This window comes from Oceanobacillus sp. M60 (assembly GCF_053839645.1).
This window is the reverse complement of sequence record NZ_JBSSNH010000001.1, coordinates 778215-798883: the sequence shown is the minus strand read 5'-3', so window position 1 is coordinate 798883 and position 20669 is coordinate 778215. Positions and strand designations below refer to the sequence as shown.

Below are 20669 nucleotides of genomic sequence, written 5' to 3'. Positions count from 1 at the left end.
AAATTTTGAGAAGAGCGTTTTTTATACATATTGTGTCCACAAGCGCTGTAAGTTTTTTCTCCCTTGGTGCAAATCTTTATGGAAGGTTACTTTTGCATGCTGCCTTTCGTATGTTATGGCTTCCAATGTTTTTTTAGATGAAATAGTGTCTTTTATAATCTGATTTGCAGCCATTTTTCCCTGCAGCATGGCAATTTTAGCATTCTCAATGCCAGTAATATTACCGGCAACATACAAATTCTCTATTTCTGTTTCCATCGTTTCGTTATGCAGAGGTACATATCCGCCTAACGACTCCATATAAATATGTTTCAGATTCAATAAGGATGTTACTTCATTGACTGGCGATAAACCGTCAGAGATGCATACAAAATCACATGCTATTTCTTTTTCTGTCCCCTCTATAAGCACACCCGAGGCATTCGTTTTTTGAATGGTTACGGATTCCACTTCATGCTGCCCGTTTATTCTTATTACCCTTTCTTTGATGGAGATAGGTAATCCAAGCGCATGGACTCCTTTTTTAGGGAAAAATTGTAATGCCAGCTGCTGGAGTGGAGTCACTTTTCCAGCTATTTTTGAACCTGTTGAAAAGAATGTAGATGGAGCAGAATTTCCTAAAGATATCAGCGTTTCCAATGCTTCCTTTGGTGTTGCTTTGTTGATTAGATTAACTGGAGGAAGACAAATTTTAGCAACATCAACATATGCGTAACCAAGCTCTAGCGCGATGACCATGGACAATGGATTAATACCGATAATAACTCCCTTATTTCCCGGTTTCACACGCTGGAAGTTTGTCAGCACCTGAGCAGCACCTACCGTCATTACTCCTGGCAAATCCCAGCCTGGGAGCGGAGTCGATTTTTCTTTTCCGCCGGTCGCAACAATCAGGTGCTCTGATTGGAAATGGCCGGACGTTGTATAGATATCGAAGCCTTGATTACTATGTTCTAAGTTATACACTGATGTTCCAAGCTTAAAGTTCACCTTTTCAGAGACTTCATTATAAAGTTTCCGGGCAACTTCCATTCCATTCCACCATTCTCCTTTTGTTTCCTCATATAGCTGCCCAAGCAATCTGCCGCCATAATGATAATATTCATCGATAAGGAGTACATTTTGCTTTTCTTGCAGGACTTGGGCAGCCGTTAATCCGGCAGGGCCGGCACCGATAATAATAGTATCAAAGTGATTCATGGGAATGCCCTCCTTTGACCAGGTGAGGCAATTCCTTCTGCTGTTCAATCACCATATCTTTATGGATTGGAGTGAGGCAGGCCCGTTGATTACGTTTCCCTTCCACAATTACCCTGCATTCGGAGCAGTGTCCGATATTACAGTACAGTCCCCGTGGTTTGCCATCTTTTTCATGGTATCTGAGCGTTCTGATATTATTAGCGAGAAGCGCTGCTGTGATACTTTCCCCCTCAGCTCCATAATACGTTTGACCGTTCCATTGAAAAGGAATTAGTGTCTGCTCTTTTTTTTCTAAGATTTTATGATCTGTAATTCTTCCTGTCACGATTCCACACCCCCTGAAATTTCCTCAAACGAAACAGTCCGAATAGGAGACTGGGATTTCAGGTTGATATAAGAAGGAGTCTGTGTATTTTTATCCTGAGTCAGCTGATCTAAAAAATGTCCGCATGTCCTGGAGTTACAAAAGCCCATACCAGCTCGGGATTTCAGTTTTAATTCTCTCGAGTTTGCTGCTCCTTTCTCTAATATTTCAAGCATTTCGGAGTAGTATATATTTTCACAGCGACATACTATAAAATCATCTTGTTTTTTCATTCGAATCACCTCAAAGGATATTTGTTTATAAACAAGAAAAAAGTGTGCCAATTTAGAATTGGAATTTACGCATTTTTGAATATAACGTAGGTCTGCTGATACCGAGATCATGACTGGATTTTTCAATGTTATGATCATTTTGATCGACGATATATTTAATATATTCTGCTTCCACCTTATGGATATAGTCTTTCAGATTTAAATTCTCTGATAGATTTGGTACAGACAGGGTCTTATCTGACTGCCCTACTTCCACCAAATACTGGTCAAAGATATTATTATTTAATTGATCCTCATTAGAAAAAATAACTAATCGTTCAGCAACATTGATTAATTCTCTAACATTTCCAGGCCAGTGATAGCTTCTTAGGTTGTTTAAAAGTGAATGATCTGCATAACGGAGCTCTGTCTGGTATTTCTTCGATAAGTGATAAAGATAATAATAGAATAAGGATTCAATGTCATCCGGCCGTTCTCTTAAAGGAGGTATGTGGATATTAAGGACATTAATCCGGTACAGCAAATCGGAACGGAAATCATCAGAATTCAGTAACTCAGAAATTGATTTGTTTGTAGCTGAAACCAACCGGAAATGGGTGGAAACTTCTTTTTTACCGCCTAATCTGAAGTATTTTCTTTCTTGTAATACCCGCAGAAATTTCACTTGCATGTCCAACGGCATATCCCCGATTTCATCAAGAAAAAGTGTGCCGTCTCTGGCAAGTTCGAGCTTCCCCTTGTTTCCTTCTTTATTTGCTCCTGTAAAAGCTCCTTTTTCGTAACCAAATAATTCTGCCTCAAATAAATGCTTCGGAATTGCACCACAGTTAATAGGAATAAATTCACCGGAAGTTTCACTGCTGTTATGAATAGATTGTGCAAATAGTTCTTTACCTACACCAGTTTCTCCAGTAATTAAAATATTGGCATTTGTCTTTGCAGCCCGTTTTATCTGGTTTTTTAAATTTTCCATGATCGAGCTTTTAAAAATAATATTTTTAAAATGTTCCTCATTCTTCAATTGTTTGACATTATCGGTAAGGAAGCTTACCTGATTTTTGAGTTGTTCGATTTCTTCCTCCTGGCGTTTTTGTTCTGTCACATCAATTTCTGAAACAATGGCACCTTCAACTTTGCCTTCAATAATAATCGGAACAGATTTGAGATTCACATAAATACTTTTCGTAGCCATGTGCTGCTTCTTCTCAATGACTTCATTGTTTCGTAATGTTTGTAAAATCGCCAATTTGTCTTCTGCGAAAATTTCTTTAATATCCTTTCCAATCACCTCGCTTTTCTCCATGTTAAATATTTCTGAAGCTCTGTCGCTCCAGTAAATGACTTTTTCGTGTTTATCAATAATCGTAAAAGAATGGTTATAAAAATTAATCAGCTCTTCAATAATAGAATGTTCTAACATATGTATAATCCCCTTTAGTGTTAAATTTATAATAATAATTATATTTTTCTTTACACATTATTTCAAATTTTATTGATTTTACGATAGGTGAAGTTGGCACGTTTTTTTCTTAGTATTTTATAAAGGAAGGAGGGAGCAATTTTGACAACGCCATCTTATGATGTATTGATAATTGGTGGAGGTATTATCGGTGCGAGCATTGCTTATTTTACTTCTGAAAAAGGTTTAAAAGTAGGGATGTTGGAAAGGGATACAGTTGCTTCTGGTACAAGCTCAAAATGTGATGGCAATGTTTTATTGATTGATAAAGAGCCGGGATTTGATAGCAATATGGCGATAAAGAGCCAGGCATTAATCAAAAGCTTATCAAAAGAATTAGAAATGAAATTTGAATACAGGCATCCGGGAAGTATTTTCCTTTGTGCAAATGAAGAAGAATTGGAGCAGGCATATGACTGGGTCGATCAGCATAACAGGGCAAATGGCGAATATCAATTTTTTAATAAATTAACCAAAGAAGATTTGAAAAATGATTCCAAATATTTTGCTGATCATTTGGTTGGCGGCATTGAATGCACAAATGATTCGACGGTAAACCCGTACATGTTAACATTTTCGTTCATTCACGCAGCGAAAAAGAATGATTTTGAGCTTTTCGAAAAAACGCCCGTAACATTTATGGAGGAACATAGAACAAAAGGATTTAAAGTACATTCTCATGATCGTGTATTTAAAGCCAATAAAGTAATTAATGCAGCTGGTGTTTTTGCACCGGAAGTGAGTAAACATCTCGGTGTACCTTTACCAATTAAACCAAGAAAAGGTCATATCCTGGTTTCATCACGTGCAGAATTGATGGGCACAAGGAAAATTCAAGAGTTTGGATACTTGATGACGAAGTTTGGCAAAGAGAGAAAAGCAGATAAAATCATGAATGATTATGGAATTGCATTGGTGCATGAACCGACAGAGAGTCAAAATTTCCTGATAGGAAGCAGCCGGGAATTTATTGGTTTTGACACAACCGTCAATCATCAAGTTGTTCAACTGATTGCCAAAAGGGCGATAGAATTTTTCCCAAAAATGAAGGATATGAATATTATTCGTAGTTATGCAGGTCTCCGGCCGTGGACGCCGGATCACTTGCCAATTATTTCAGAGACTACTGTTCCTAATTATTATGTAGCCGCTGGTCATGAGGGAGATGGAATTGGATTGTCTGCGGTAACAGGTTATTGGATGGCTCAGATGGTGACAGATACACTCGAGGATGACATTAGTCCGCTAAGTATGGAAAGATTTCAGGAGGAGGCAATATGAAGATAAATTCAAAACTACTTGTTACTGTGGATACACACACTGGGGGAAACCCGACAAGAACGGTTTTATCCGGTATGCCTAAATTAAAAGGAGAAACGATTCAAGAAAAAATGCTGGATATGAAGGAAAACCATGATTACATTCGAAAATTTCTAGTTTTTCCACCCAGGGGACATGATGTAATGAGCGGCACGATACTACTGCCGCCTTTAAAAGAAGAAGCAGATTTTAGTGTGATTTTTATAGAGACCGGTGGGTATCTGCCGATGTGCGGACATGACACTATTGGTACATGTACAGCATTAGTAGAACTCGGTTATGTCGAAGTCAAAGAGCCTTATACTTCGGTAGTCCTAGATACCCCAGCTGGTGTGGTAGAAGCCAGCTGCAAAGTGAAAGAGGGCAAAGTGCAAGAAGTAACATTTATTAGTACCGATTCCTTTCATCTAAAGACGGTTTATATCGATTATAAAGATTTCAAGAATATAAAGTGCGATATAGCATATGGTGGGAATTTCTATGGGATTATGAAAGCGGGAGATTTAGGTTTATCCCTTCATGTATCGAGGTCAGAAGAAATCGTCGAAATTGCCATGGCAATCAGAGATGAAATTAATCGTCAGCATGAGGTGAAACATCCTGATTATCCATTTATTAATAAGCTGACCCATATGGAATTCTATGAAACAGGTGATGTTGTTAAAAACACAGTAATTGTACCTCCGGGAGGCATTGACAGATCGCCATGTGGTACAGGGACATGCGCAAAAGTATCAACACTTTATAAAGAAGGCGACCTTGATCTAAATGAAGTCTTTATCCACGAGAGTATCACAGGATCTCAATTTAAAGCCCAGGTAATCCACGCGAGTGTGAAAGGAAATATAATTTATAATAGGGTTGCTATTACAGGAACAGCATGGATTATGGGGAGACATGATTTTTATTTTGATCCCGATGATCCTTTAAATCAGGGATATCTATTGATTCCAGAAATATAAGGAGGTGATTTTATGATTTCAAAAGTAATAAACAGTTATGATATTCATATAAATGGACAACAATTACGAATTATTGAGAAAAACGAGCTGGAGACGGTATTACAAGACTATGAGAATAAGGCATTAATGCGGAATGAGCCGAGAGGGAGCAAATATGTTCGTTTACTTATCTTTCAATGGAGTGATGATGTTTTAGATGTAGAATTACACCCAAATGAAAGCGTTGACAATATTCGTATTTTATTAAAAGGGTGCATTTCCTCTCTTGTGGATCGTGGGAGAATAAACTCAAAAGAAAGCTATTTAGTAAGAAATAATGGCCAAATGTATGAATTTCAGCATGGATGTCTGACGACAGAAAAATTACCAGAAGTAGAGAAAAAACAAAATATGTATTTAGTCAACGATAAGAAGATAAAAGTCTATGAAGTTGACATGGAATTAGAAATTAAAAATATAACAGCTATTAAAGCGTATATTCACTCTAAGCAAGATGGAAATAGTGATTATCTGGTGCTTAAACAGGGAGAAAAACAAGTCGTTGCAAATAAAAAAGGAGATATCTTAGCTTATCCAATTATTGAAGTCGTTGCTGTATGTGCAAAGGAGTTCTCTCAGGAAATTATCACCTCTTTCACAGGATTAAAAATACATGCTGAAGATATGCAACTCAATTATTATTTGATATCTAATTCACAATTTTATATTGAGCATAGCGACATCTACGCTAAAGGATTTATCATTAAATAAAACAAGGGGCGGAAATATATGGTTAGAGAAAAGAAACTGCCAAGTATACCAGTATTATTGCTCATTTTGGTTTTGTTTGTAGTAATAATGTTTGGTTTTATTGTTATTTTAGAACTGCCTATCCAATTAGCTTTGCTCGCAATCTGGTTTGTAATTATGGGGTTTGGATTATATTTAGGTAATACGTATATAGAAATGGAAAAAGGACTTTTAAAAGGAATTTATGAAGGTTTAGGAGCGACGCTTGTTTTAATCGCTGTAGGTGCACTTATCGGCTCTTGGATTGCTGGAGGTATTGTACCGACGATGATCTATTATGGTTTGAGTATCATTAGCCCGAGTATCTTTTTGATGGCAGCAATGATTATCTGTGCGATTACATCTATTTCAACAGGAACATCATTTGGTTCAGCAGGCACAGCCGGCATAGCGATGATGGGTATCGGGGAGAGCTTTGGGCTGCCAACATATTTGGTTGCTGGGGCAGTTATTTCAGGGTGTTACGTTGGAGATAAAATGTCGCCATTATCTGATACAACAGTTATGACAGCTTCCTTGTCAAGAGTTGATTTATTCAGACATATAAGATCGATGTCATATGTATCTTTACCGGCTTTCGTGATTGCGGCAATTGCTTATTGGATTGTAGGTTTAATCATGCAAGATGGCAGCGGTGATCTGTCAATTGCAGAGAATACAATGGCCAGCCTGCAGGATACATTTCATATATCCTGGGTCATGCTGATTCCGGCAGTAGTGGTTGTCGTCATGCTGGCATTTAAACTACCATCCATACCGGTAATTATATTTGGAGCATTACTAGGAAGCGTGTGGGCAGTTTGGTTCCAAGGATATGGATTTATTGAAGCGATTGAGACATTGTATTCAGGAAGTGGAGTTACTACAGGAATTGATTTCATTGATAACCTTTTAGATCGTGGTGGTATTACTTTCATGCTTGAGGTTATTTTATTGATTCTTCTAGCTTTAGGTGTCGGCGGATTGTTACAGTCCATTGGTGCCTTTACGGTAATCGGGGAGCTTTTTGCTAAATGGGCAACGAATACAGGTAATCTGACATTAACGACTATGATCGCAGCATTCTTTGGAATATTTTTTGGCGGAGCAGCTTACGTTTCAATGTTAACAGGCACGAAAATTACGGAAGCTAATTATGACAGGAAAAAAATAAGCAGATCCTTGTTATCAAGAAATGTAGAGGCAGGCGGTACGATTACAACGCCGATGGTTCCATGGTCAGATGGAGGGGTTTTTATGGCAACAACGCTGGGTGTCTCAACACTCGCATATTTGCCATTCTTCTGGTATGGATTTTTAGTTATTATCATTAACTTAATTTATGGTTATTTTGGATTGTTTATTTTAGATAAAGATGATTATGAAAAAGAAAGGGATGAGGAGCATGAAAAAACAATTTGAAGGAGCATTTCCAGTATTAATTACACCAATGAATGAGGATTACAGCGTGAACTATGAAGGGTTAAAAGAAAATATCCAGTACTATTTGGATCAAAAAGTCCCTGGAATAGTGGTAGTTGGAAGTACAGGAGAATTTGCATCATTGGATGAAGCAGAAAAGAAGGAAATTGTCAAAATTGCTGGTGAAGTAGTAAAAGATACAGAGACAGATTTATTGGTCGGTATCGCCGATGAACGCACAGACAAAGTGTTAGAATATGCAAAACATGCCGAGGCAAACCATGCAGATGGACTGTTACTAATCAACTCATACTACATGACACCGACAGAAGAAGAGGCATTTGAACAATTTAAAGAAGTGAACGATCAAGTTTCCACACCGATTATGATGTACAACAATCCATTTACGGCTAATGTGAATTTGGAAAATGAAACGATTTATAAAATTGATAAAGAACTGGATAACGTGCAGTATATTAAAGAGTCGAGCGGAGATATAAGAAAGGTTAGAGCGGTGGCCGACAATACAGATCTTGTTCTGTTCTGCGGTGCTGATGATCTTGCATTAGAATCATTTGTCCTTGGAGCGACTGGCTGGATTTCAGTGGCAGCTAATATCGTACCGAATAGTGCAGGAAGACTGTATGAGCTGGTGAAAGCGAAGAATTATGACGGGGCAAAGGAGCTTTATAAGGATTTATTGCCGCTATGTGAATTTCTGGAGGACTCCGGGAAGTATGTTCAAATAGTGAAGAAGGCGATGGAGTTGAAAGGGTTAAATGGCGGGCCATCAAGAAAGCCCAGATTAGGACTTACTGAGGAAGAGATCACAAAGCTGAAAGAGCTTATGGAGAAACTCGATTAAAATTATCCAACAAATTAAAAAGGATTAGTCCTTACGTTTTGGACTAGTCCTTTTAATATTTCCCAGTATTTGATTTTTATATTTGTTTACGGTTCTTCTGGAAATAAAGATCCCCATCTCAGCTAAACATCTCGAGATTTTATTATCTGAAAGTGTTTCAAAGCCATCTATATTTTGAATTACGTATTTTATATAACTAACAGATAGGTTCTTATAACTCTTTTTAGACAACAATGCTTTTACTGAAAAGATTCCTCTAGGTGTAGCAATATATTTATTACAGAGTAACCTGCTGATGGTAGCGGGGCTCAGTTTGGTCTGTTCAACTAAATCTGTTTGATCTAAAGCATTCAAAAAGTCACTTCTCCCAGTTAAATAATCGTATTGGACATTTGCAATGATAGAAATTACTTGAGTTAAGTATATTTTCCTTGCATTCAAAATAGAAATAAGTTCTTCGTATTCCGTTTTAAACTTTTCCAACTCAGCGTTGAATGGATGGTTATTACAGTCGATTAATATCGGTTCATAAGAAATGCCTCCAGTAAGATAATCATGAATGATAACCTGTAATCCATTCTTTCCATATACAATGGAAGCATCAGGAGAAATATTTAATGTTTCTTCAGCATCTAAAGGGGTTAAATTACAATGAGCAGTAATTAAATCTATGTATTTTTTGAATTCAGTTTCTTCCACATGCGAACCTTTTAGAAAACTAAATGAATTTTGATGGATTTCCTCCAGGTTAGTTGAGAATAGATCAAATAGCTTTTCGTTATAAAAATCCTTATTTTTTAACTGGAATTTTATAAAATCTATCATATTCCGCGTTCCGATGCCTTTATTTTCATAAGTTTGTAATTGGTTAATCAACTGTTTCACTCTATTTATTGGCGTTTTAGTATAAATAGAAATTTTATATGGGTCTTCTTCTAAGAAACCTTTGGTATTGAGAGAATGAAGAATGAACTCCATCGTTAACTGATCCTGTGCATAAAGAATACAGCGGAAATGGGTTAGAATGTCATCGATTATATGTTGAGAATCAGTCTGCTTTTTAGAGATATAGGACATTGGGATTTTGTCTTCATATATGCAAATCAACGGATTTTCATTGTATTTATTCTGTATATAATTGTAAAGATCAGATTGATTATATTTAAAGAGATGGATGGAGTTAATGATGTAATGGTTTAAAGAGATACTTATGTCAGCGTTTACATTGTTTTGTATGGAAATCATGTAAGCCCTCCCTTGTATATGATTAAAGAAAACAAAAATTAAGAACATTTGTTAATTAAGATAATTTTATCCTTTCTAAAAATACAAGTCAAACAGAGAAAAGTAGATGTAATTTGATACTTTTTATAGAAATTTTTTCGCGCTATATGCATGCTTGAAGAAAAATTGTAAAAATAACCATTTACCAGTTTATTTACATCGAACTTCCAGAGTGGTATGATATATAGTATTCAACTTTTATACACGGGAATAAACAAAAGAAGTAGTACCCTGACGAACCCAAAATAAGTATAAAAACGGCTTTATTTTCAAAACAGTGATTAGCGGTATATTTGAAAATAACAGCGAAGCAATGCAAGAAAGACCTTGTCATACTTGCATGACATGAATGGTTTATCCGTTTATTTCTTTTAAAGTTGAGTTGATTTCATGCAGCATTTGCTTATAGGCTCATCAATTACAGGTACCTCTTCTGTTTGGCGGTTTTACGATTCCAGTAATCTAGAACCCAAACGGCGGGGTATTTTTTAATTGTTTGAATATTTACGTAAGAGCAGCAATTTAGCTGGAATGGATGCTCCGTAATATATGGAAGCCTATATATGGCAAAAACAAATTAATATAAATAGAAAGGGACAGAAAGCTTATGACATCGAAGAACCCACAAGAGATCCTTAAGAGTATTCCGCAAAAAGGTTTTTTCGGACATCCTAAAGGGTTGTTTACATTATTTTTCACAGAGTTTTGGGAGAGATTTTCATACTATGGTATGAGAGCAATCTTACTTTACTATATGTATTATGCGATTAAAGATGGCGGACTGAATCTGGATAAAGGAACCGCTGCTTCCATCATGGCTATTTATGGCTCGCTTGTTTATATGTCAGGGATTATCGGCGGCTGGATTGCTGACCGTTTGCTTGGTACGAAACGCACCGTCTTTTATGGCGGCATATTGATTATGGCAGGTCATATTGCCTTATCCTTTCCGGGAGGAGTTACAGCTCTATTCGTATCAATGGGCTTAATTGTTATTGGAACAGGGCTGTTAAAACCGAATGTATCTAATATCGTCGGGGATTTATATGATAAAGAAGATCCGCGTACTGATGCCGGATTTAGTATATTCTATATGGGGATTAACCTTGGTGGTTTAATTGCACCATTTATTGTCGGAACACTCGGGCAAAAATATAATTTCCATTTAGGATTTGGAGTAGCAGCTCTTGGTATGTTAGTCGGGCTGATTATTTTCTTGGCTACAAGAAAGAAATATTTAGGTCTTGCTGGCTCTTATGTACCAAATCCTCTATCACCGGAGGAAAAGAAATCTGTATTTTTAAAAATGGGAATCAGCGCGATTGTGGTTATCATCGCAGGCGCTATTCTGATTTCTAACGGTATTTTAACCATTGATGGATTTATCATGTTAGTCAGTATATTAGGGATAATTATTCCGATTATTTACTTTTTAGTCATGTATTTCAGTAAGAAAACAACCAGTCAGGAGCAAAAGAGTTTACTTGCTTATATTCCGCTGTTCCTTGCAGCAATGGTGTTCTGGGCGATCCAAGAACAAGGAGCGGTTATTTTGGCACAATATGCCGATGAGCGGACAAGATTATCATTTGCCGGTTTTTCCTTACAATCATCTTGGTTCCAATCATTCAATCCATTATTTATTGTTCTGTTAGCGCCGGTATTTGCAGCACTTTGGATGAAGCTTGGCAAAAGACAGCCATCTACGCATAAAAAATTCTCACTAGGTCTGGTTTTTGCTGGTCTATCTTTCTTGATCATGATCATTCCAGCAATTTACGCAGGTCCTGATACGCTGGTAAGTCCAATATGGCTTGTGCTCAGCTTTCTGATTGTAGTATTTGGTGAGCTATGTTTATCACCAGTCGGTTTAGCAGCTACAACAAGAATGGCTCCTGCTGCATTCTCTGCCCAAACAATGAGTCTTTGGTTCTTGTCTAATGCATCGGCACAGGCAATTAATGCGCAAATTGTTAAACTATACAGCCCGGAAACCGAGATTCTCTACTTTGGAATTATTGGCGGGATTGCTGTGTTGCTAGGTGTAGTATTGTTCTTTTTCTCTTCTTTTTATAAAAAGAGAGTGTAATTGGATGGAATAGAACTTTGCACGCATGTGATTAACCATACAAATTTTTTTATTGCCACCCAACTGCTTACCAGGGCAGAGGGGTGGTTATTTTAATGATACACGTTGATAACCCACTTTATTGGGTCATGGTGAATTTGTGTTTATAGAGTATTGACATCCGGATTTATCATTGGAAATCGTCCGAAAAATATTCGTATAAAAAGGTGCGTTTCATAGATACGCAGCAAAAATTAGATGTACCAACCCTTTTCATTTAAGATAGAAATAGAAATTATATAGAAAGAGGATTTGAAATGGTACCTATTAAAATGGAGCAGTTTATAATAGACTATTGTAAAAATAACCCGGCAGCAAATTAGAAAGAGGTTAAAACAGGCAGTTCAAGATAAGAAAACTGAAGTGACTTGCAGAGAAAGTATATGAGCAATTGGAAGTGCACTTGTTTATCAATAGCTGTTTCACCTGTTTAACGGGAGACACGGATTCCTCGAATGATTATGAGATTGACGAAGTTTGCTGGTCATAAATTTTACATTCCATAAAGTATTTTCTGTCCTTATAATAGCAACTTGTAGAAAAGAACCCATTATGATATTTTCAAATATGGGTTCTTTTCATGGGTTATCTGGCTTTTTCATAGTATGATTGCTTTGTTTTAGAAAATAATAATCGTAAGCTTATCAGTACCGCACTGCGGTAGTACAACTATGTTATTAACGAAGGAAGCAGCATTTTTAAATGTTTTATTAAAAATAAAGGAACAATCAAAGAGGAGGAAGTAAACATTTCATGAGTGACAGAAATAAAGGCATTTTATTGTTATTATTATCAGCGTTAGGATTTTCTTTGATGGCCATGTTTGTAAAGCTGTCAGGAGATGTGCCTACAATACAAAAAACATTATTTCGCAATGGAATCTCAATGGTTATTGCGTTGGGTTTTGTTCTTTATCATAGAGAACGGCTTTTTGGGAAAAAGGAAAATCAAAAATATTTACTTCTGCGCTCTGCTCTGGGGATGACTGGGGTATTGCTTAATTTCTATGCCATCGATCATCTAGTGCTTTCCGATGCGGATATGCTGAATAAAATGAGTCCATTTATAACCATTATTTTTGCTGCGGTTTTCTTAAAGGAATACGTGATGCGGTTTCAGGTGGTCTCTGTTATTATCGCATTTCTTGGAACGTTATTTATTATCAAACCGGTCTTCAATCTAGATATGGTTCCATATGCAGCAGGGATTTTATCCGCAGTTTTTGCAGGAGGAGCGTACACCGTTTTACGGGTGCTTGGGAATAAAGAACAATTTTATACGGTTGTATTTTACTTCTCGTTCTTTTCCACTGTGATTTTATTACCGCCTGTTATCTTGTTTTATCAGCCGATGAGCGGGCTGCAGTGGTTGTACTTACTTGCAGCAGGAGTGTTCGCTACGGTGGGACAGTTTGGGATTACCGTTGCTTACAAATTTGCTCCAGCAAAAGAAATATCCATCTTTTTCTACTCGACCGTTGTATATTCCGGTATTATCAGTATTGCGCTCTTTGGCCAAATCCCAGACATATGGAGTATCCTTGGCTATCTGGCCATATTCGGTGCATCCTTCTATATGTTCCTGCGAAATAATCGGGATTTGAAAGAGGTTAAAGAATAGCGCATTGAAAAACCTGCGCTTGAATGGGTACAGGTTTTTTCCTTTGAAATTACCAAACGGCTATGATAAACTGATCCAAAATCAGAGGTGAGCAAAATGGTTTTCGTTAAAATAAATGATTCCTTCTCACAATTCCCTCATCATATCAACTAGCCTTGCTTTATCGATTTAACTTTTAAAAAATCGAATGAGGAAGGCTATTATTCATGAAATCGCATCCCGAATTAAGTAAATCACTTAACTCAGAGTGCGATTTTTTTTGTATTCAAAAACAGGAGGTAAGGAAAATGAAGAAGATAGATTATCAAAATGTAAAAGGAACACAAGATTATTTACCGGAGTCAGAAAGCGTACGGAGAAATATCCGGAGAACATTAGAGGATGTATTTATCCAATATGGATGTCAGCCGCTGGAAACACCTATCTTAAATTATACGGAATTGCTTGCTTCTAAATATGGCGGCGGTGCGGAAATATTAGAGGAGATGTACACTTTAACAGATAGAGGAGAAAGGGATTTAGCTCTGCGCTATGACCTTACGATACCTTTTGCCAAGGTGGCTGCAATGAATCCGACATTGAAGCTGCCATTTAAGCGGTATGAAATTGGTAAAGTATTTCGGGATGGGCCAATAAAAACAGGAAGATTGCGTGAATTTACCCAGTGTGATGTGGATATTGTCGGCGCAGATTCACAAATAGCTGAAGCGGAATTAATGATGATGGCGCTGGATGGCTTTGACAAGCTCGGAATGCAGGTGAATATTCAATATAATAATAGGAAATTATTAACCGGAGCATTGGAAGTGTTTGGTGTAGCGGATGCGAAAATCAATAAAGTGGTGCTGATTTTGGATAAGCTGGAGAAGATAGGGGTGGACGCAGTTATAGCCGAGCTTGCTGAACTAGGGGTGTCAGATGATGCGGCCCGCTCCATTAAACAATTTTTGACAGATGACGATCATACGGACTTTATCCGCTTTGAATCATTATCTAATCAAAATGAACAAGTCAGACAGGGATTGCAGGAACTAAAAGAGCTCAAATCGTATCTTGATTATTTGGATATTAGCGACCAATGTATATTTAATCCGTTTCTGGCACGGGGGCTAGAAATATATACAGGTACCGTTTATGAAATGTTTTTAGCGGATGATTCGATGAAGTCAAGCATTGGAAGCGGCGGAAGATATGATAATGCAATCGGCGGACTGATAGGAACAGATGAAATTTTCTCTACCGTTGGAATCTCTTTTGGGCTGGATGTGATTTATACAGCGATGGCTGCTGCGGGAGGAATCGAACCTGCTGGAAGAGAGGTGGATTATTATATTATTCCTCTGGGAAGACAAAAAGAATCATTGTCTGTGTCAACATATTTCCGGGATAAAGGATATAACGTAGATGTGGAATTAGGCAATAAAAAGGTCGGTAAGGCGCTTGACAGGGCGAATAAAGAAAACATACGAAACGTGATTATCATTGGCGATGAGGAAGTCAGGAAGAATCAGTTTAACGTGAAGGATATGCTTTCGGGAAAAGAGACGATAGAATCATTTTCGTTTCGTTGAATAGAGGATTGGTGAGAAGTATAAGGGGAGGCAGGAATCTATATGGCCCTCTTTTTATAGATTCCTGTTCTGTCTATTTAATCAAAACTTATTTAGCAGGTATGCCGCCTTGCTTTATTCCGACGACACGAAGTCGTTTATAATCTGCAATCCACTGCCCTTCTTGGTACAGGGCATCCTTTAAGTTATTTTCTACCTGTATCATCACACGCTCTTTGATAGCTTCCGGATGATTTTCAAAGATATTTCCGCAGAACATTTCCATCCAATTTCTCAGCCCGTTGTCTCCCTCTAAGGGTGTCGGCCGATTGAAATGCTGGGCAAAGGTTACGTTAAATCCCGTTTCCTCCATTAATGCTGCATACTCTCCTATGCTTGGGAAGTACCATGGGAACTGTTCCGGTGTATAGGGAATTCCAGCTTTTTTAACCTGATGGATGATTTCATTTGTAATCGTTTGAACATTGCTTTTACCGCCAAACTCTGCAACAAATCTACCGCCGGGTTTCAAGCTGTTATAGATGTGCTGAAGTGCTTCTTTGGGCTGCTTTACCCAATGAAGTGTTGCATTAGAGAAAACGGCATCAAAATCATTGTTGTATTCGAGTTCTAAAACATCTTTTGGCATAAACATTATATCGGGATATTTATCGTTTGCCTTGTGCACCATATTTTCTGATTTATCTACGCCGGTTACAGCGGCGCCATGCTGATTGATTTGATGGGCTAAATCTCCTGTGCCACATCCGACATCAAGAATCTGTTCACCTTCTACGGGAGATAAAAGCTCTAATAAATGATTTCCAAATGATGATACAAAGGAATGATTCCCATCGTATAAATCTGCATTCCAGCTATCTTTTACATATTGTTCCATGATGCTTCCTCCTCATGTAGAATCTGTTGATTAAATCTGTGCGTATTAGTTGTATTATATGGGATGTATCTCAGCTTGCAAACTAAATTGTTTAATAAATGTTCATTCTCAAGTCACCGATGGAAGGATAACAGCATCCAATTTTGAGTAAGCCGGATAATAAGGATATACTTAAACATGCATGCCGTTTTTAACTGAATGGTATTTATTATACATATGGAGGTCAAAATATGAGAGTCTATTTAGCAAGCCCATTCTTTAATGAAAAAGAGATGGAGCCTTTAAAAGAAGCGGAACAAATTTTAGAAGCAAAAGGATTGGATGTTTTTTCACCGCGGAAAAACCAAATGGATCATTTGGAGGAAGGGAGCCGGCATTGGTCGATTGCAACATTTACCAATGATAAAAAGTTTATTGATTGGGCGGAAATCGTTGTTGGCGTTTATCATGGGAATTATTCAGATAGCGGAACAGCATTTGAATTAGGTTACGCCTATGGAACGAATAAACCGTTTATTGCAGTTCATGTAGGCGAGGACAGTAACTTGATGGTGCATGAAGGAGCTCATGCCAATGTCACCTTGGAAGAGCTGCGAGAATATGATTTTGAAGCAATGCCAAGCTCCTTTTATCAGGGGGAAATGTTCTGATTAAGTACAGCAGGGAATACCTTTTGATGGATGAAACAGTTCACCTATCAATGAAACAGTTCGATGAAAATCCTGTGATTACAGGATTTTTTATTGCAGAAATCGGTTAACCAAGTAAAGAAGTGGATTATAACATTAAAAATTATTGACATGAAACCTTTTGGTGTTATAATGAAAACAAAACCAAAAGGTGTTATATGAAGTGGGAAAAGAGGCTAGATGAATATGGAAAAACTTAAAGATATTGAACAGACAATTATTTTTAATGCTCCAATTGAAAAGGTCTGGGAAAAGGTGTCCACCTCAGAAGGAATAGCCGCTTGGTTTATGCCAAATGATTTTGAAGCGGAAGCAGGGCATGAATTTACCATCCAATCACCATTTGGGCCATCACCTTGCAAGGTATTAGAAGTAGACAAACCCAATAAAATATCTTTTGCGTGGGATACAGATGGATGGGTTGTTTCCTTCATTTTGAAGGATTTAGGAAATCGTACAGAATTCACACTTATCCATGGAGGCTGGAAAGAAGCAGAAGCAGTAATTACCAAACCGAATGAGAAGAGCTCTGTTATCAGAGAGAGAATGAATAAAGGATGGGAGAATATTGTGAGGGAAAGACTGAGAAAGGTTGTTGAAGTTTAAATGACAGCTGTAAAGAAACATGATGTTTTCCAAGCCATTGCGGATCCGACCAGAAGGGAAATTCTATATTTACTGTCAGATCAAAGGCTAGCTATCTCAGAAATCACTTCCCATTTTTCTATTACCCGAACAGCAGTAGTAAAGCACCTTACTATACTTTCTGAGGCGAAGCTTGTTTCAGGAGAAAAGGTTGGCAGAGAGAAAATCTATTACTTGCATGCAGAGCCGCTGACAGAAATAAAAGATTGGCTTTCCTATTTTGAACGATTCTGGGATAATAAATTGTCTATGCTGAAGTATTTGGTAGAGAATGAGGAAGAGGATAAAGCGTAAAAAACGACAAAGAAAAAGAGCCGCTTATTATCACTTTAAGCGGCTTCAACATGAAGAAATGCCTGTAACATTCCCGCTGAATGCAGTTTCGTTTTATACTAAGGTTATACCCTGATCTGCCTGTTCACTATACGTTTTAAAATTGTCTAATATCGCCTGCCAGCCATTTCTTTGCATCTCGATGGAGTTTTCAAATTCCCCTTCAAAGACCTCTGTGATCTTTGTTGTGTTGCCTTGAGACGTGAAAGCAATTGTCACCTTTCTTCCATCATCCAGTTTATAAGCAATGGTATCATGGAGGATTACCTCGTCATATATACCGCCAAAATCAAATCCAAAACTCCCATCCTTTGCTTCCATTCGAGTAATGAATTTACCGCCGGCTCTTAAATCATTCTCTGCCTTTGGTGCATGCCACTCTTTAGAAGCAACATACCACTTTGTGATATGCTCTGGCTCTGTCCAATAAGTCCATACGTTATCAACAGGTGCATGAACGGTTGTCTCCACGGTTATCATTTCCGGCTTCTCTCTCTGCATTACAAAACCTCCTTGTGATTTAAAGTTCATTTGTATTTAGAATACCACTTTACATACAGCAAGGTTTCTTTTTTATTGCTATTTGTATTTAGATGATATGTGATAAGATTAGTAGTTATCAAGTGAATATTATATTGAAAAGAAATTACTTAACCTTCATTGGCAGCTTACATGAACACATTTTTAATAAAATGCGTAGTGCTGCTGAGAAAACTGCTTTGAAAGGAAGAATAAAATGATAAGAGAAGCAACGACAAATGATTTATCAGCCATTTTAGAGATTTATAATGACGCCATCGTGCATACTGCCGCTGTTTATTCTTATAAACCGCAAACATTGGAGAACAGAGAAGTATGGTTTAAGCAGAAAAAGGATGCGGGTTATCCCATATTTGTTTGTGAACAGGATGGAAACGTGGCGGGATTTGCTACATTCGGGCCTTTCAGAGATTGGCCGGCTTATAAATATTCCGTTGAACATTCTGTGTATGTGGACAAGAGCTATCGGAAAAAAGGAATTGCCAGCTTATTGATGCAAGAAATTATCGCTGTCGCCCGGGAAAGAGAATATATGACAATGATTGCCGGCATTGATGCTGCGAATGAGAAAAGTATTGCTTTGCATGAGAAATTTGGTTTTGAACATGCGGGCACGATAAAAAAAGCTGGCTTTAAATTTAAGCAATGGAGAGATTTAGCGTTTTATCAATTAGAGCTTAACGGACCGGAAAACCCTGTGGAAGAATAGATTAATGATATGAAAGGGAGCTTTTGCCTTGATTCGATTAGAATACTTTTCAAAAGAAGATTTCCAGCAATTAATTGATTGGGTGCCTGATGCTTCCTTTATTGTACAGTGGAGCGGTCCGACATTCCGTTATCCTTTGACGAACGAGCAGCTTGCAACGTATTTGGAAGGAGCGAATGAACCAGAGGCTTCTAAATACATATTTAAAGTGATTGATAATGGGACGAATGAAGTCGTAGGACATGTTTCGCTGGGGAAAGTGGATAGAAATAATCATTCAGCAAGGATCGGCAAGGTATTAGTTGGTGCTGCTGACAGCAGAGGAAAAGGGTATGGAGCTCAGATTATACATGCAGCATTAACATTTGCATTTGAAAAATTGAACTTACATAAGGTTACTTTGGGTGTGTTTGATTTTAATGTATCAGCCATTAAATGCTATGAAGCAGCGGGATTCCGGAGAGAAAGAATCTTGCAGGATGTGGCAAAAATGGGAGATGAATATTGGACGCAGATTGAGATGGAGATATTAGCTGGTGAGTGGGCAGAAAAAAATGACAGACGAAAATCTTAATTCATGACGAATTAAGATTTTTTTTATTCTTTCCTTCAGGCTGAATCATGTAATTCAGTGATATTTTATTGCATCTTTGCTGGTTAAAATCTTCATTCAACCCATAAATGAAACTCTTTTCTGATTAAAACGTATGAATAAAGTATAGAAAAGAAAAGGCAGGTTTTTGAATATGGATTATGAAACAATCGTGTATGAAGAGCTTCGAGTTTGGCGTAATAAAGTTTTGAAAAAATCCAGTCTTTTTAATCAGTTATCGAAAAAAGCGCAAAAGAAAATAAATAGCATGATTCCTGAGAAGGCGCACCAGATCATTACAGGCAGCATTAAAAATATGGTGAAAGCGACATTGGCCGGATCCAATATGACAACGAAGAAACCTGAACCAACCGAACTTTCCTTGTTTGAAAGGGATCAAATAGCCAAAGAAAAGCTAGTTTCTTATCGTAAAACAGCAGTAGTTGAAGGAGCTGGAACAGGGGCAGGAGGTATTTTCCTTGGATTTGCAGATTTTCCGCTGCTGCTGTCAATCAAGATGAAATTTTTGTTTGAATTGGCAGCAGTCTATGGCTATGATGCAAATGAATATGAGGAACGGCTATTTATCCTCCATGTTTTCCAACTTGCATTTTCCAGCGATGAAAAACGGAAGGATACGTTTTATATAATCGAAAATTGGGAGCAGGAGAAGGAGCAGCTGGCTGATATGGATTGGCATGTTTTCCAGCAGGAGTATCGCGATTATATTGATTTGGTGAAAATGCTACAGCTCGTTCCGGGGGTTGGTGCAATTGTAGGTGCATATGCAAATCATAATCTGATGGACACGCTTGGAGAAACAGCAATGAATGCATACAGGATGCGCCATTTTGAGCTGCAAGCGGAGAAGTGAAAGGTTCCTATGAGGTCTCTGAGGAAGATGCTGCAGTATTTTAGGTGAATGAAGCTTCAATCGGGAAGCTCAAAAGGGCGTAAATAATATTGCTGCCCGTTTCCCAATGAACTTGATTATAAAAATATAAATGAGCTATCTGAAAAAAAACGCCTGCTGGAATAGAAAATGAGTAATGGGAGAGGGGATGGTTTTAACATTTTTCATTAAAAAT

The 20669-nt window shown here is 37.6% G+C and carries 20 protein-coding genes; 14 read left to right on the top strand and 6 right to left on the bottom strand.

Translation table 11 applies throughout. The annotated features are described in order from the left end of the window. Positions 1-21: 21 nt before the first annotated feature. The 3 genes from ACW0TQ_RS03910 to ACW0TQ_RS03900 form a co-directional block, all read right to left on the bottom strand. Positions 22-1200, bottom strand: coding sequence for an NAD(P)/FAD-dependent oxidoreductase (locus ACW0TQ_RS03910; RefSeq protein ID WP_455725357.1), 1179 nt, complete (start codon positions 1198-1200; stop codon positions 22-24). Then, on the bottom strand, positions 1187-1525 hold the full coding sequence (locus ACW0TQ_RS03905; RefSeq protein ID WP_042531174.1) for a (2Fe-2S)-binding protein: 339 nt from the start codon (positions 1523-1525) through the stop codon (positions 1187-1189). The genes ACW0TQ_RS03910 and ACW0TQ_RS03905 overlap by 14 nt, the downstream gene beginning before the upstream one ends. A gap of 324 nt (positions 1526-1849) precedes the next feature. Then, positions 1850-3217 carry a sigma-54 interaction domain-containing protein gene (locus ACW0TQ_RS03900; protein ID WP_193062479.1) on the bottom strand — a complete coding sequence of 456 codons (1368 nt, stop codon included), beginning with the start codon at positions 3215-3217 and terminating at the stop codon, positions 1850-1852. 141 nt (positions 3218-3358) lie between these two features. Here ACW0TQ_RS03900 and ACW0TQ_RS03895 point away from each other — a divergent pair, with 141 nt between their 5' ends. Genes ACW0TQ_RS03895 through ACW0TQ_RS03875 form a run of 5 tightly spaced genes read left to right on the top strand, consistent with a single transcriptional unit; the run spans position 3359 to position 8593 of the window. Beyond that, the gene (locus ACW0TQ_RS03895) at positions 3359-4537 is read left to right on the top strand and encodes an NAD(P)/FAD-dependent oxidoreductase (protein WP_332094606.1); all 1179 of its coding nucleotides are present in this window, start codon (positions 3359-3361) and stop codon (positions 4535-4537) included. Next, a complete protein-coding gene (locus tag ACW0TQ_RS03890) occupies positions 4534-5538 on the top strand; it encodes a proline racemase family protein (protein ID WP_193062483.1) in 1005 nt (334 codons plus the stop codon). The genes ACW0TQ_RS03895 and ACW0TQ_RS03890 overlap by 4 nt, the downstream gene beginning before the upstream one ends. A gap of 12 nt (positions 5539-5550) precedes the next feature. Further along, entirely contained in the window at positions 5551-6288 is a 738-nt protein-coding gene (locus ACW0TQ_RS03885) for a hypothetical protein (protein ID WP_193062485.1), read from the top strand. Positions 6289-6306: 18 nt separating this feature from the next. Beyond that, positions 6307-7728 carry a Na+/H+ antiporter NhaC gene (gene nhaC / locus ACW0TQ_RS03880; RefSeq protein WP_042531187.1) on the top strand — a complete coding sequence of 474 codons (1422 nt, stop codon included), beginning with the start codon at positions 6307-6309 and terminating at the stop codon, positions 7726-7728. Next, positions 7712-8593, top strand: coding sequence for a dihydrodipicolinate synthase family protein (locus tag ACW0TQ_RS03875; protein WP_042531189.1), 882 nt, complete (start codon positions 7712-7714; stop codon positions 8591-8593). The genes nhaC and ACW0TQ_RS03875 overlap by 17 nt, the downstream gene beginning before the upstream one ends. 24 nt (positions 8594-8617) lie before the next feature. On the opposite strand, the gene ACW0TQ_RS03870 is transcribed toward ACW0TQ_RS03875, so the two are convergent. Further along, the gene (locus ACW0TQ_RS03870) at positions 8618-9838 is read right to left on the bottom strand and encodes an RNA polymerase factor sigma-54 (RefSeq protein WP_289584664.1); all 1221 of its coding nucleotides are present in this window, start codon (positions 9836-9838) and stop codon (positions 8618-8620) included. Between the two features lie 646 nt (positions 9839-10484). Between ACW0TQ_RS03870 and ACW0TQ_RS03865 the strand changes: the two genes are divergently transcribed. From ACW0TQ_RS03865 to ACW0TQ_RS03855, 3 genes are all read left to right on the top strand, one after another. Continuing rightward, positions 10485-11966, top strand: coding sequence for a peptide MFS transporter (locus ACW0TQ_RS03865; RefSeq protein WP_193062501.1), 1482 nt, complete (start codon positions 10485-10487; stop codon positions 11964-11966). A 792-nt stretch (positions 11967-12758) separates the two neighbouring features. Then, entirely contained in the window at positions 12759-13625 is an 867-nt protein-coding gene (locus tag ACW0TQ_RS03860) for a DMT family transporter (protein WP_042531196.1), read from the top strand. Between the two features lie 287 nt (positions 13626-13912). Further along, positions 13913-15196: a histidine--tRNA ligase gene (locus tag ACW0TQ_RS03855; protein ID WP_289584668.1), complete on the top strand. Its 1284-nt coding sequence runs from the start codon at positions 13913-13915 to the stop codon at positions 15194-15196. 88 nt (positions 15197-15284) lie between these two features. Here the strand turns inward: ACW0TQ_RS03855 and ACW0TQ_RS03850 are convergent, their stop codons facing one another. Then, a complete protein-coding gene (locus tag ACW0TQ_RS03850) occupies positions 15285-16073 on the bottom strand; it encodes a class I SAM-dependent methyltransferase (RefSeq protein WP_042531199.1) in 789 nt (262 codons plus the stop codon). 230 nt (positions 16074-16303) lie between these two features. Between ACW0TQ_RS03850 and ACW0TQ_RS03845 the strand changes: the two genes are divergently transcribed. The 3 genes from ACW0TQ_RS03845 to ACW0TQ_RS03835 all read left to right on the top strand — a co-directional run bounded on the left by ACW0TQ_RS03845 (position 16304) and on the right by ACW0TQ_RS03835 (position 17701). Next, positions 16304-16723, top strand: a complete 420-nt coding sequence (locus tag ACW0TQ_RS03845; protein ID WP_042531201.1) for a nucleoside 2-deoxyribosyltransferase — start codon at positions 16304-16306, stop codon at positions 16721-16723. A 225-nt stretch (positions 16724-16948) separates the two neighbouring features. Further along, positions 16949-17368 (top strand): SRPBCC family protein, encoded by a 420-nt coding sequence (locus ACW0TQ_RS03840; protein ID WP_042531203.1) that lies wholly within the window; start codon positions 16949-16951, stop codon positions 17366-17368. Beyond that, on the top strand, positions 17369-17701 hold the full coding sequence (locus ACW0TQ_RS03835) for an ArsR/SmtB family transcription factor (RefSeq protein ID WP_042531205.1): 333 nt from the start codon (positions 17369-17371) through the stop codon (positions 17699-17701). Between the two features lie 93 nt (positions 17702-17794). Here the strand turns inward: ACW0TQ_RS03835 and ACW0TQ_RS03830 are convergent, their stop codons facing one another. Beyond that, a complete protein-coding gene (locus tag ACW0TQ_RS03830; RefSeq protein WP_289584670.1) occupies positions 17795-18241 on the bottom strand; it encodes an SRPBCC family protein in 447 nt (148 codons plus the stop codon). Positions 18242-18476: 235 nt separating this feature from the next. On the opposite strand from ACW0TQ_RS03830, the gene ACW0TQ_RS03825 reads away from it, so the two are divergent. The 3 genes from ACW0TQ_RS03825 (at position 18477) to ACW0TQ_RS03815 (ending at position 20455) form a co-directional block, all read left to right on the top strand. Continuing rightward, on the top strand, positions 18477-18989 hold the full coding sequence (locus ACW0TQ_RS03825) for a GNAT family N-acetyltransferase (protein ID WP_193062531.1): 513 nt from the start codon (positions 18477-18479) through the stop codon (positions 18987-18989). Positions 18990-19017: 28 nt separating this feature from the next. Further along, positions 19018-19563 carry a GNAT family N-acetyltransferase gene (locus tag ACW0TQ_RS03820; protein WP_341172410.1) on the top strand — a complete coding sequence of 182 codons (546 nt, stop codon included), beginning with the start codon at positions 19018-19020 and terminating at the stop codon, positions 19561-19563. A gap of 172 nt (positions 19564-19735) precedes the next feature. Continuing rightward, complete coding sequence (locus tag ACW0TQ_RS03815) at positions 19736-20455, top strand: EcsC family protein (RefSeq protein ID WP_455725356.1); 720 nt, start codon at positions 19736-19738, stop codon at positions 20453-20455. Positions 20456-20669 lie beyond the last annotated feature (214 nt).